General features: G+C 36.7%; 12 protein-coding genes and 1 other RNA gene. 2 read left to right on the forward strand and 11 right to left on the reverse strand.

Annotated elements, in window-relative coordinates:
• Positions 1 to 434: 434 nt before the first annotated feature.
• The 7 genes from M2M59_RS11985 to secG form a co-directional block, all read right to left on the reverse strand.
• Complete coding sequence (locus tag M2M59_RS11985) at positions 435 to 755, reverse strand: site-specific integrase (RefSeq protein WP_256467864.1); 321 nt, start codon at positions 753 to 755, stop codon at positions 435 to 437.
• Positions 756 to 1035: 280 nt separating this feature from the next.
• Positions 1036 to 1191 carry a hypothetical protein gene (locus tag M2M59_RS11990; protein WP_249774687.1) on the reverse strand — a complete coding sequence of 52 codons (156 nt, stop codon included), beginning with the start codon at positions 1189 to 1191 and terminating at the stop codon, positions 1036 to 1038.
• Positions 1192 to 1553: 362 nt separating this feature from the next.
• Positions 1554 to 1913: a transfer-messenger RNA gene (ssrA, locus tag M2M59_RS11995) on the reverse strand.
• Positions 1914 to 2162: 249 nt separating this feature from the next.
• Positions 2163 to 2630 (reverse strand): SsrA-binding protein SmpB, encoded by a 468-nt coding sequence (gene smpB, locus M2M59_RS12000; RefSeq protein ID WP_066789429.1) that lies wholly within the window; start codon positions 2628 to 2630, stop codon positions 2163 to 2165.
• 52 nt (positions 2631 to 2682) lie between these two features.
• Positions 2683 to 5061, reverse strand: a complete 2379-nt coding sequence (rnr, locus tag M2M59_RS12005) for a ribonuclease R (protein WP_249774688.1) — start codon at positions 5059 to 5061, stop codon at positions 2683 to 2685.
• A 42-nt stretch (positions 5062 to 5103) separates the two neighbouring features.
• Positions 5104 to 5850, reverse strand: a complete 747-nt coding sequence (locus M2M59_RS12010) for an alpha/beta hydrolase (RefSeq protein WP_249774689.1) — start codon at positions 5848 to 5850, stop codon at positions 5104 to 5106.
• 117 nt (positions 5851 to 5967) lie between these two features.
• Positions 5968 to 6192: a preprotein translocase subunit SecG gene (secG, locus tag M2M59_RS12015; protein ID WP_147196323.1), complete on the reverse strand. Its 225-nt coding sequence runs from the start codon at positions 6190 to 6192 to the stop codon at positions 5968 to 5970.
• A 1270-nt stretch (positions 6193 to 7462) separates the two neighbouring features.
• Here secG and M2M59_RS12020 point away from each other — a divergent pair.
• Entirely contained in the window at positions 7463 to 8875 is a 1413-nt protein-coding gene (locus tag M2M59_RS12020) for an AAA family ATPase (RefSeq protein ID WP_249774690.1), read from the forward strand.
• A gap of 1 nt (position 8876) precedes the next feature.
• Positions 8877 to 9449, forward strand: a complete 573-nt coding sequence (locus M2M59_RS12025; RefSeq protein WP_249774691.1) for a hypothetical protein — start codon at positions 8877 to 8879, stop codon at positions 9447 to 9449.
• Positions 9450 to 10346: 897 nt separating this feature from the next.
• Here M2M59_RS12025 and M2M59_RS12030 read toward each other — a convergent pair.
• The 4 genes from M2M59_RS12030 to eno all read right to left on the reverse strand — a co-directional run bounded on the left by M2M59_RS12030 (position 10347) and on the right by eno (position 13686).
• The gene (locus M2M59_RS12030; RefSeq protein WP_249774692.1) at positions 10347 to 11363 is read right to left on the reverse strand and encodes an LLM class flavin-dependent oxidoreductase; all 1017 of its coding nucleotides are present in this window, start codon (positions 11361 to 11363) and stop codon (positions 10347 to 10349) included.
• A gap of 6 nt (positions 11364 to 11369) precedes the next feature.
• On the reverse strand, positions 11370 to 11654 hold the full coding sequence (locus M2M59_RS12035) for a DUF3219 family protein (RefSeq protein ID WP_249774693.1): 285 nt from the start codon (positions 11652 to 11654) through the stop codon (positions 11370 to 11372).
• Positions 11655 to 11853: 199 nt separating this feature from the next.
• Positions 11854 to 12255 carry a VOC family protein gene (locus M2M59_RS12040; RefSeq protein ID WP_249774694.1) on the reverse strand — a complete coding sequence of 134 codons (402 nt, stop codon included), beginning with the start codon at positions 12253 to 12255 and terminating at the stop codon, positions 11854 to 11856.
• A 135-nt stretch (positions 12256 to 12390) separates the two neighbouring features.
• Positions 12391 to 13686 (reverse strand): phosphopyruvate hydratase, encoded by a 1296-nt coding sequence (eno, locus tag M2M59_RS12045; RefSeq protein ID WP_249774695.1) that lies wholly within the window; start codon positions 13684 to 13686, stop codon positions 12391 to 12393.

Raw genomic sequence — 13686 nt, forward strand, 5'->3', positions numbered from 1 at the left:
TCCCCAATCCCAAATTCTAATCTATTTAAAATATCATACCTTCTTGTCAAGGAATAGCGGTAGTCTACTGAAATATTAGTCTATAAAGTACACTATTATAGTTTTTATATCTAAAAACAATTATATAAGTGTAGAATTCTCGATTATTATTTTTTCTGCTATAAAACGCATATATCTATCTTCTTCTGTCTTAATATCAATCATCCCATCTTCTGATATAATTACTATCAAACATTTTCTTTTACCTTTTGAGGCATTTAAATACTTTAGGGCAGAGTTATAACGAGCCCCTCTAGACATATCCCAAAATCCTCAGGAACAAGACCATATTTATATGTTGGCTCTTTGTGCGAAGACAAATAAACCAACCTAGGGTGGCGAATTATTTGTCTTTTTTGTTTGGCTTATATCAATCTACAAACTATTATTTCCATCTAATCTAAATAGCCACGCAAGTCCCTAGCAACCTCGTCTACATCCAAATCCAAATACTGAGTGGTAACAGTTATATCAGAGTGTCCAAGAGCTTTACTAATAAGTGGTACACTTGCTCCCTTATTGAGCAAATTCTTTGCATAGGCACGTCTAAGTGCATGTGCGTTAATATTCTGTAAGCCAAATTTCTTACTATATTTGTTCAATTGCTTAGTGATTGCATTATTTGATGACTTGCTACTGTTCATTGTGCAACCATTTTGTGTAATAAATACATTTGTATTATCTGTTCCATGGTAGGAGCGAATACCTTTATTCATTTAAGCAGCTTGAATAGCTTAGCAAGTTCCTTATCTATAGGCGTTAAAGATTTTTGTGATTCTTCATTGCTGAGCCATCAATTTTTAAATATAGATTGTCAAAGTCTATATGATGTTCTTTCTACTTCCCAATGGTGCGAATACGAATTCCTGTCTTGTACATTGTTAGAATAGCTGTTACATCACGTAAACCAATAAATGTTGTCGTATCGATTAATTGGAGCAGCTTTTCTACATCTTCCTCTGTTTTGCCTTTCTTTATCTTCTTATCAATTTTAATTTAAATACCAGACCAAAATTTTGTTTGAATCCATCCGTTATTGAAGAAGCGGGACAATACAGCTTTAATTGATTTCAATCGAATTAGCTTTGTTTCTTGTGCTACATCTAACGTATCTAAATAGATATAGATTGTATTGAGCGATATATCTTCCACATAACGAACCTTCGTTACTTCAACAAACTGTTCAAAGATATATTTGTACTTTCGATTGTGCGTTCACGATTACCACCTACTCGCATTTGTTGGAAAACCTGTTCCATTGCATCTACTACTGTAATCGCATCTCGCTTCTTATTATTGATGTACGCTAGTGTACCTCCTTCTTCTGGTACTGCAAATAGACCATGTTTACGATTTCTTGAAACATAATAAAAGACCTCCTAATTTGTTATGTTAGAAGTCATGTGTAAATTACTTTAGGGATAAAAATAGGGATTTTGAACAGGAGTCCAACTCCCGTTCAAAATCCCTATCTCGTATAATCGTTGATATGACTGCGTTTGCAGCCACTTTTTGTATGGAGACGGTGGGAGTCGAACCCACGTCCAAAGACACTGTAACTCAAGCTACTACGCGTGTAGTTTGTCTATTTGCGGATTCGCGCAAGCATTATGCCGACAAACAGGCGTCCTGTGCGCTAACTTGGAAGTCTCTTGCTGCTAGCTCAAGTGGCACTAGCAACCGTATCCCACTAAAGTTGAGCCCGGCTACGCTACATGGGCGATAGAGCAGTCAGGCAGTTTCGAGCTTACGCTGCGAAAGCTAAGTTGTTGTTTGTTTTGCCAGTTATTATATAACTTCCGTTGTTGACGAAGCCGAGACCTCCGACGCGCAACTCAAGTCCAAGTCATCCCTGTCGAATCCGTAACGTCCCCTTAATATAGGCTCCGTCTATTCTGCCTAGTAGAACTTACAGAGGCGGAAAACCATTAAGGTGCTGAATAAACAGCTGTTTCGGAATAGTATGAGGACATACTATGAACTGGCATTGCTATAGTGATAGTATATGATAAATCGTGCTGAAATTCAAGTCATACGCTTTTAGCATCGGCTCTTGAACTGTTTTTCATCAAGGCCGGAATTAGAGTATAGTACAGCTTCCCCCAACCTTCAAGCGGTAAATTTTAGAATTGATTTTTCGCTTTGACGGCACGAGCCATTTCGCGATTTGCTTCTTTTTTCTTCAGGTCTGCACGTTTATCATAGTTTTTCTTACCTTTACCGAGACCAATCAACAGTTTGGCATAGCCATCCTTTATGTACATCTTTAGCGGTACAATGGTATAGCCATCGCGTTTAACATCGACACGCAGCTGGTTGATCTGTTTTTTGTGTAGCAACAATTTTCGAACTCGTAATGGATCATGGTTGAAAATGTTCCCTTGTTCGTATGTGTTGATATGCATGTTAGAAATCCAGGCTTCGCCGTTACGGATAAGGATAAAGGAATCCTTCAATTGCACTTTCCCCTGGCGGATGGATTTGATTTCTGTGCCGTTTAAAACTAGGCCTGCTTCGATGGTTTCTTCAATAAAGTAATCGAATCCGGCTTTTTTATTTTGTGCTAATACTTTTCCAGAACCTTTTGGCATCGTAACTCACCTCTATAAAATATGGATGCGAGAAGAGCGAAACGCTCTTCTCTTATTTTTTCTTCTTACTACGGCGTTTTTGTTGTTTCTTGGCAATGCCTTCATAGTACGCTTTTTTGCCGCCGGATTTCCCTGAGGCTTTACGTTCTTGCTTGCGGGTTTTGCCATTCACTTTTGCGCCACTTGGTTGATATTTATCTTTCTTGTTTCTGCCTTTTTCTCTGCCTTGCTCTCCGCTTTTTGATTTCGCACGGATGACTACAGGCGCTTGTTTTCTCGTGCGACGTTTGGCTTCTGGCATGCCGACGATTTCAAAATCAATCGCTGATTCTTCAACGTTTACTTCCAAGACGCTGATTTCTACTTCATCCCCAATATGGAAGATGCGACCTGTTCGTTCGCCGACCATAATCATTTGGCGATCATCAAAGTTATAATAATCATCTGTCATATTGCTGATATGCACAAGGCCTTCGACAGTATTTTCAAGTTCGATGAACATACCGAAGTTGGTAATCGAGCTGACGATACCTGTAAATTTCTCGCCGATCTTATCTGCCATATATTGCGCTTTTTTGAGCGATTCTGTATCACGTTCTGCATCAACTGCACGGCGTTCCCTGCTGGATGTATGCTCAGCAATTTCATCCATCTGTCCGCCCCAGTAGCTGACTGTTTCACGGCTTCTGTCATTATTGATCAGATACGTGCGCAGCAATCTGTGAACGATTAAGTCAGGATAACGACGGATTGGTGACGTAAAGTGCGTGTAGTATTCCGTTGATAAACCAAAGTGGCCTAGACATTCAGGGCTGTATTTAGCTTGTTGCATCGAACGAAGCATCATCGTTGAAATTACTGGATATTCCGGCATATCTTTTACAGACTCAAGGATTTCCTGGAGTGCTCTTGGCTCTACTGTATTCCCTGTACCGCGAACGATTAAGCCAAAGTTCGTAATAAATTCGAAGAAGCGTTGTAACTTCTCTGGTTTAGGGTCTTCGTGAATCCGGTAGATGAACGGCAAATTCATGCGGTCAATATGCTCTGCCACTGTTTCATTGGCAACAAGCATGAACTCTTCAATCAAGCGCTCAGCGACTGTACGTTCACGTAATAGAATATCTGTTGGCCAGCCTTCTTCATCCACTGTGACATATGATTCCTTGAAGTCAAAGTCCACTGCTCCGCGATTCATACGGCGGTTGTTAAGAATTTTTGCTAAGTCTCTCATATCTTCAAACATTGGGACAAGATCTGCATAACGTTCTTTTAGTTCTTCATCATTTTCTTCCAGAATTTTATACACATTCGTGTATGTCATACGTTCTCTCGTTTTGATGACACTTTGGAAGATCTCATGGTCAATCACTTCACCATTTTTGTTGATCGTCATTTCGCATGAAAGCGCCAATCGATCCACTTGCGGGTTTAATGAACAAATCCCATTAGACAAACGATGAGGAATCATTGGAATCACGCGGTCTGTTAAATAAACACTTGTTGCGCGGTCATATGCTTCACGGTCTAAAGCTGAGCCATCCTGCACATAATAACTGACGTCGGCTATATGAACTCCTAAGCGGTATGTGCCATCATCATTTTTCGTTACAGTGACAGCGTCATCCAAGTCCTTCGCTGTTTCACCATCAATCGTTACGATCATTTGGTCTCGCAAATCGCGGCGGCCTTCACGATCTTTGTCTGAGATTTCCTCCGGTACAGCCTTCGCTGCATCTAATACTTCCTGCGGGAAATCCACTGTGATGTCGTGCTTGTGGATAATTGACAGGATATCAACGCCTGGATCGTTTTTATGGCCTAGTATTTTGGTAATCATCCCTGTGGCAGAACGATTATCTTCTGGCCATTCGATGATTTCAGCCACTACCTTATGGCCATCCATCGCACCTAGGGTATGGTTCTTCGAAATAAACAAGTCCATCGGCAATTTCTTCTCATCTGGTACGACAAAGCCAAATCCTTTATTCGCTTGGAATGTACCTACTACCTTCGTGATACCACGTTCCAAAATTTTCACAATCGAACCCTCGCGGCGATCACCTGACGAATTTGAAGAAATGCGTATCAGCACGGTATCTCCATTGACAGCACCGTTAATGTCGCTTGGCGGGATAAACACATCATCCATGCCTTCTTCTGCTGGTGCAACAAAGCCGAATCCTTTTGCATGGCCGATAAACTTCCCTTGCAGGTAGTTCATGCGTTCTGGCATGCCGTAACGATTGGTTCTTGTACGCACAATCATTCCTTGCTGTTCTAGTTGAACGAGCGTTTTGACAAGTTCTTTAAAGTCCACTGCATCCTGCAAGCCGAGTTGTTCTTCTAGCTCTGAGACAGTCAGTGGCTTATAATCCTCGTCTTTCATTAATTCTAATAATTTTTTTTCAAATACTGATTCTGTATTCATCGTTCTTCCCTCCTTTAAGTAGCATTTGCAAAGTCACTTTTTTTACTCATACCAATCAAGCGTTTCTAAGAAATATAGAATATCTTCTTGCAATTGTTTACGTTCTTTATCTAATGTAATGATATGCCCTGACTCTTCGTACCAATTGATTTTTTTATCATTTGATTCTACAGTCTCAAAAATATACGGTGCAGATTGGACATCAATAACGTTATCTTTCCTGCCTTGCACCACTAAAATCGGCGCATATATTTCATCTACGTGTTCGCGCACATCATATACGAGTTCACGCAATTCCTTTAAGGAAGGCATTCCTTGTTCTTTTAGATAGTCTATTCTTTTTTGTGCTGCTTCATCATTTTTTTCAAAATAACGATTGAATCGTTCCGCGTATTGAAGCACACCTTCAAACATCAAATCGGTCGTCTTCATACTCATCGGGGCACACATAGTCACAATTCCCTTAACCGGAAAAGAATAACCTAATTTTAACGAAAAAACGCCTCCAAGAGACAATCCTGCCACAGCAATTTCCTTGTAGCCTGCATCCAACAATGTATGATAAGCATCCAGTACGCTTTGCCACCACTCATCTGGATTGGTATGTATTAGTTCCTCCGGCGGTACGCCATGTCCTTTGTATTGAGGCGCAAGTGATGTGTAGCCGTTCTCTTCCAAGTATCGGCCAAGCATCCGTACATCCGCTGAATTCCCTGTAAAGCCATGCAATAGTAATACGGCGCGTGGGCCTGCTTCGAAAAAGAATGGTTCTGGTAATACGATTTTCATTAAGCGTCCACTCCTTCTAATCATTCATCTGCTAGCGCAAATCGCACTCTATTCCACTAATTATAAGCTAAATATGCAAAAACGCCTAACCATAAAGCGGCTAGGCGATTTTATGCATTAAATTTTCGCAATGGCGATGGCTAAAATAAAGAATAAAACAGCTAACACGACTGTTATACGAGCAAGTATTAGATCCATTCCGCGTGCTTTTTGTTTACCGAAAAGCTGCTCTGCGCCACCAGAAAGTGCTGAAAGCCCTTCGCTTTTGCTTGATTGTAGCAACACAAGAATAATCAAACCTAAAGATACAATTAGAAGAAGCGTCATTATGACTGTATGCATAGAAAGTTCCACCTCCAGATAAAACATCACGACAGTTTTGGCTGTATGTAATGCAAACTAAGTTTTTGAAGACTATGTTTTGATAATTTAGGATCAACACCAAAAGCTATGCCTACTGGAAAACGAAACACTATTCCGGTCATGTTGTATGAATCATCGGTGAGAACCTATAGTTATCTTTTATTTTAACATTCTTCTATAGCTTTTACGACAAAAAAGTGAAAATTTGAAGTACCATTGCTAGATTTTATGATTGAAAATTTAAAAATTATAAGTTTGTCCTAATTATTGAGCCGAGAATAGTGAGCTTATAAGTTCACTAAAATTCCCAAGCTGGTTATAACCATAAAAAAAGTTACCATACAATTGCAATTTCTCATTTTTACTACAGAGCAATTGTTTTTTCATTATTCTATAAAATTGAATTTAGTGAGAAACTTGACCACCATCGACTATATAAAATACCCGTTACAGAAACTTGCAATGTCTAAAGCTAGAAAGACGACCACTTATCCAATTACTTCTGGTGAAATTTCCACAATTGATTTCTGTAAACTACGCTGGTTTATTTTTTTAGATACCCGATTAGTAAATTACTGATCACAAAATTTTTCTAATACTTGTTCAATAGGAGCTTTTACTTCTTTTAAATTATAAACATCTTTTTTAAGATTCTAAGAATAAAATTATAATCTATAGCCTTAATTTTTACGAGGATAAACAAAGTACATTTTCAATGCTTTTTTAAGTACTATCGAGAAGCATCTTCAATAGTTATCTCTTCTATGATCAATTTTCCTTTTGTTAATTGTAACTATATAAGCCTTTTTAGTTTCTGACACAGAAAGTTATACAGTTTGGAAAAAATTAAATCTTGTCACCCATTAGATTAAAGTAGTATAAAAATGAATTAAAGAAGTTTGAAGCACAGATATTGGTTCGGAGTATAGATCTTGGATAAAATATTTCAAGATATTTCATCGATAGGAGGTCTACACGTGTAACAGGTATTAAAACGAATAGGCAGCATACTTTTATCAAATTTATTATTTTATTTTGGGCTAACAATTTTATACTAAAAAATAAAGTCTCTTGCAAGCACTAAAGGGGAACCTAATGTAAAGATCCAGGAATAAATTTTATAATAAATTAATACTTGAATAAAATTAATGATTTAAACATATATTATGTATTAAACTCAAACTTGCTTTAAAATTGATTTAAAGTTAGTATATATTTATACAAATTGTATAAAAAGTAGGTGTCTTTATTGCTAAGGAAAATAGAAGTTAGTAACTTCAAATCATTCGATAATTTCGTTTTAGATTTAAGTAAGAATAATAAAGAAATCAAAAATTTAGCAGCTGTCTATGGTGAAAATGGATCCGGTAAATCAACAATTGTTTCAGTATTGCATTTTATAGATTTATCTTTAGATACGGTCCATGCTTCTAAAAAATTACTTGAATTGATTTCTGATAACGAAAATTTTAAAGACATAATAATGGAAAAAATGAAATACGATTTTTCTTTAAATGTAAATTTTAGTGAATTAATTGAAAAAAATAATGTGTTGCCTTTAGTCTCGTCGAATAGTAACTATTCTCCAACTACAATTAAAATCATATTTGAATTAAATGGAGATGAAGGTGAGTATGAAATCCACTTTGACCAAAATGGACTAGTCTTTGAATCCTTAATTTTCCTTATAAATAAACAAAAGGGAACCCTTTATAAAATTGAAAAAGATTTTAAAAATGGAATGAAGATTCATTTGTCTCCACAACTTTTCCCATCTAATAAACAAATAGAGAACTCGCTTAAAAACGAAGTATCTTCTGTTTGGGGACAACATTCATTTTTAAGTATATATAAATACTATGTTAGTACTCAACTAAATAAGGATTCAATTAAGGATATTAACTATAATTTACAGCGTGTTTTAAATTTTTTAGGTGAAATTAATGTTCTTTATAAAGCAAAGAATTCTTCTTCAATGTCATTAGCAAGCAAAAAACGCCTTCTTGCTAGAATAGCTCAAGGAGAGTTTAAAAATTACGACAAACCAGATTTTAAAGTACAATTCGAAACAGAGTTAACTGAAATGGAAGAAGCTTTAAATCAGTATTTCCCTATGTTATATACTGATATTCAAAAAGTTTTTTATAAAATTGAAGATAAGAATGGAAAAGAAGCTAAGTATAAATTATATTTCCAAAAAATCATATCAGGTAAATTAATGGAAGTACCTCACAATCTGGAGTCCACAGGAACCCAACAACTTTTAGCTATATTCCCATTTATCGTTGCCTTTCTTGAGGGAGGAACTGTTATAGTAGACGAAATAGATGAGGGTATCCACGATCTTTTAATGAAACGAATTATTAAATCAATAATGGAATTAATTGAAGATTCCGAGTGTGAAGTAGGACAACTTATATTTACTACGCATAATACCACCTTGATGCAAGATATAATAGGCCCAAAAGAGATTTACCTAATAGAACTTGATTCAAATGCTTCGAAACGAATTATAAGTTTGGAAAAAATGGAAAAGAATATTCAAAAAAACCACAATATCTTTAAGCTATACTTAGAACGTCAATTAGGTGGAACACCCTTTGATATGGATTTAGACCTAGAAGAAATTAGCTTAATATTGAATATTAGCGGAGATCATTAATATGGAAACTTATTTCTTTGTATGTCATGGGAAAACTGAAAAGCTTTTTATTGAATATATAGCTTCCACTTATCGTATCCCCTTGACAGTGTTATCAAAAAAGAACGGTAAAAGTAGTATTCAGATAAATATGTTGAAAAGTTATCTTAAAGGAGAAATAAATAAGGGCACTCTAACCCAGTCAAAGTTAGAAGAATATTCAAAAGTCTATGTACTGATTCTAATGGATATAGATGAATTGTACCCTATGTCTGATGGATCAGACCTATTACATCTAAAAAATCCTTATATCTCTGGAGAACTATTGAATTTGAATGAAGATTTAATTTTAAATTCCAAAATAGAGTACTTAACTTTCCATAATGATTTAAATATGGAGGATGTGTTAAAAAAGACTGATTTGCAAGTTCCAAATTCTAAGACTGATATTCAAAAAATATTTCCATTATCCAATACTTCAATAAAAATTGACGGTATTGAAACAGTTAAGAATGAATTTGCTAAACTTGATGACTCTATAACTACAGTCGATAAACTAATCGAATTTCTCCAAAGTAAAAGGGTTCAATTTTAGCAAAAATACATATAAAACTTTTGCAACGGCTAAATGATTTATTAAGAAATATTAGAAAGAAATTCTTTAAAAATTTCTGTGGATTAACGTCAAAAAAGAACACAATTCCGTTAGTATAGCTATTTCAGACATCTTTTCATGTTCTAAGCTCTGCATAAATTGAAGCCATGATGTGTTCATTAAATATTATCTAAATGTCTGTATGGCATATTTAAATCAAACTTTTTAAAAGTACAAAATTCTACTGTTTTGATTAAACTTTTTCAAAACAGTAGAATTTTTTATTGTGAAACAACACTTATAGTTGCATACTTTTAATCAAACTTTATTCCAAGCCAACACCAAATAATATATTTCAATATTTCCTTTTACCGTTACTTCCAATTGACTTTCCAGGCTTATCTATATTTATTTATTTCTCGTAACTTTTGATTATCCTTATTCCATTTAATGCATGCGGAGATGCTAATTCAATCGCTTGCTTTAGTAAAAGTTTCTGATGTTCATCGACTTCTAATATATCAACAGCAGCAATCTTTCAACAGCGTTTCTATATATCGAAATATTTTTAGGATATTGTTCCCGAAATTTGTTAGAATTTTAAAAAGTACAAAAGTTATATATTGTTACACATTTCATTAAGAATACTACTGCAAAAAGCTAATTACTTTTATCCTTTACTGATTTTTAATAAAACTAAATCGTTTCTAATTATTTTTTCTTTTTAAAACATAAATTACTCTTCCCTCTTTAGATAGAGTACTTCTACACTAATTATTTATATTTTATTAAGTAATAGCTTCAACTGAAGCGTGCTATTAAGCTACATTCTAGATAATTTAACATTTACCTAGTATCTACTCCTGCTACATGCTCCTGATTAGAGTACATTCTATTCTAAAGAGGAAGAATTGTGCTACCCAACACTTCTTGCGCAATTAGTTGATAGGATTGAATTCGATCCTTTGGCGAATATACAATGGTATTAATCATAATTTCGTCTGCTCCATACATTGTTTTCAATTCGTTTAGTTTCTGTTTCACTTCATGCGGATTACCAATGATCATGTTTTGTCTCGTACTATTTAACGATTCCTTTTCTTTTTCCGTCAGCTGATATTGCTTCGCTTCTTGAATGGAAGGAACACCCTGCAGCCCTTCTCCTTTGTCTTTTTGCAAAGACCAGATGAAGGAGCTTAGTGCCATTTCTTCTGCCTTTTCCGTACTCTCAGCGCAAATCGCAGAGACGGTGACGATGACTTGTGGCGTTTGCCCTTCTTTGCGTGGTATAAAGGCCTCCCTATATTCTTTGACGATTGGTGCACCCTCATTGTCACTCATAAAATGGCCGAACGTATATGGCATGCCATTCTCTGCTGCGAGCAATGCGCTTTTTTTACTTGTACCAAGAAGCCAAGGTACTGGCGGATGTTCAGGTAAAGGAGATGCAGAGATTTTGGAGTATTCCGCTTCCGCTGGGAAGTCGTCGTCTAAGAAATGAAGTAACTCCTTCACTGCGGCAGGAAATTTATAAACACTTTGCAAATAGTTATCGGACAATGCATTCGTCGCTTCTGCTGATCCTCCTGGAGCTCGTCCTAACCCGAGGTCAATACGATTCGGAAATAATGTGGCTAGCATATGAAAGGTTTCTGCCACTTTAAAAGGCCGATAGAAAGGCAATAAAATTGCTCCAGCACCAATGCGAATGCGTTGTGTGTGAGCGCCAATATAGCTTAGCATCACTTCTGGCGCAGAACATGCAAGCCCAGGCAGATCGTGATGTTCGGAAATCCAGTATCGCGTATAACCTAGCTTTTCTCCTGCTTTTGCTAAATTCATTGATTCATTCAATGCATCAGGTGGAGTTTGATTTGAAGAAATAGGTGACTGGTCTAGTATGCTTAACCTCATTTCAGCTCAATCCTTTACTTCTAACAGAGTCAATTTATACTGTCCTACTTCCCCTTCGTTGTACAGGTTTGTAATAGAAGTGGAATAGTTATGGATGGTCCCTCGAAAAGCTATATCTTTCTCCGGTATCTTTACATCAAACGTCCCTTTGTAAAGCAGTGTTGCTACATCATGATATTCTTCACTTGTCACATCAAACTCAACTGACACTTGATATAATCCATTTACTTTTTCTTCTTCATAATTAGTTAATTGTATCGTTCTATCGTCTAAAATCATTTTACTGATCAATTTAATCACTCCTATTTTTAGTTTCGGATGTTTTATTCCTCATCTTAACAGAGAGTATTGCCCTCTCCCTTTAATAAAAGCCTCCCACAAATGATAGGAGGCTGTAAAGAAATGTGTACTAAGAAAGATCTTTGGTTGATTTTTTAGCTTTTAGAGAGATTTAAAATCGTATATTTCCCTTCTGTAAACTCTATTTCAATTAATCATTTGGAAGATTAATTTGCCACGATACACCAAATTTATCATTCACCCAGCCAAATTTCTTACTGAAGCCATAGTTATCTAGTGGCATTAACGCTTCTCCATCTGCAAGTAGATTTTCATAAAGATATGTCAGCTCGTCTTCCGAATCACACGTAAGAAAGATAGAAAAGGAGGGTGTAAACGTAAAATTGTGCACAGGCGCACTGTCTATACACATGAACTCTTGGCCCTTTAATGAAAATAATGCCTGCATCACGGTTCCCTCTTCCCCATTTTCGCCTGGGCCATATCGAACAATACTTTCAATGGCGGATTCTTCAATAAGTGAAGTATAGTAATTCATTGCTTCCTCTGCTTTGCCACCTTGGAACATTAAGAATGGAGTAACCTTTTCCATTTAGATCAACCTCGCTTTGTAATTAGTTTCATACTGCTTAACCCTATTGCTTCTTAAAAAGACAATAAGCTATCTTTCGCCACTATAAATAAAAAACCTCCTATAAAATATAGGAGGTTTTAAATAATCGTTCTATTATTTTTTCAAGTTATAGAAAGATTTAATACCGTTGTATTGAGATGTGCCAGCCAATTGATCTTCGATGCGAAGTAATTGGTTGTATTTCGCAACACGGTCTGTACGAGATGGAGCGCCTGTTTTGATTTGGCCCGCATTTGTTGCTACAGCAATGTCAGCGATTGTTGTATCTTCAGATTCGCCTGAACGGTGAGAAATGATAGCTGTGTAGCCAGCACGTTTCGCCATTTCAATCGCATCTAAAGTTTCTGTCAATGTACCGATTTGGTTTACTTTGATTAGGATTGAGTTACCTACGCCTTCTTCAATACCGCGAGACAATTTTTTCGTATTCGTAACGAATAGATCGTCCCCTACTAATTGGACGCGGTTACCGATGCGTTCAGTCAACATTTTGTGACCTTCCCAGTCGTTTTCATCAAGACCATCTTCAATTGAGATGATTGGATATTTAGATGTTAATTCTTCATACCATGCAACCATTTCTTCTGATGTTTTTGTCACGCCTTCACCAGCTAAGTGATATTTGTTGTCTTCGTCTGAGTATAGTTCAGATGATGCAACGTCCATCGCAAGCATTACTTCTTCGCCTGGTTTGTAGCCAGCGCGTTCAATCGCAGTCACGATTGTAGATAATGCTTCTTCATTTGAAGAAAGGTTTGGTGCAAAGCCGCCTTCATCACCTACAGATGTGCTGTAGTTTGATTCTTTCAAGACTGCTTTCAAGGAATGGAAGATTTCAGCACCCATGCGTAATGCGTGGCGGAATGATTCAGCGCCAACAGGCATAACCATGAATTCTTGAATATCCACATTATTATCCGCGTGTTCTCCACCGTTTACAATGTTCATCATTGGTACTGGCAATTGTTTTGCATTCACGCCGCCGATGTATTGGTATAGAGGCATATCAAGGTAATCTGCTGCTGCGTGTGCTACAGCTAGAGACACGCCTAGGATTGCGTTTGCGCCTAATTTACCTTTGTTTTCTGTACCGTCTAAAGCGATCATGTGCTCATCCACTGATACTTGGTCAAGCACTGAATAATTACCGATTAGTTCTGGTGCAATGATGTTGTTTACGTTGTCTACAGCTTTTAAAACACCTTTGCCAAGGTAGCGGCTTATGTCGCCATCGCGCAATTCTACTGCTTCATATTCCCCTGTAGATGCGCCAGATGGAACGATTGCACGTCCGAAGGCGCCTGATTCTGTAAATACTTCTACTTCTACTGTTGGGTTACCGCGTGAATCTAATACTTCACGAGCTTGTACGTCTGTAATAATTGGCAT

The sequence above is a fragment of the Rummeliibacillus sp. G93 genome (assembly GCF_023515935.1).
Classification (GTDB): domain Bacteria; phylum Bacillota; class Bacilli; order Bacillales_A; family Planococcaceae; genus Rummeliibacillus; species Rummeliibacillus stabekisii.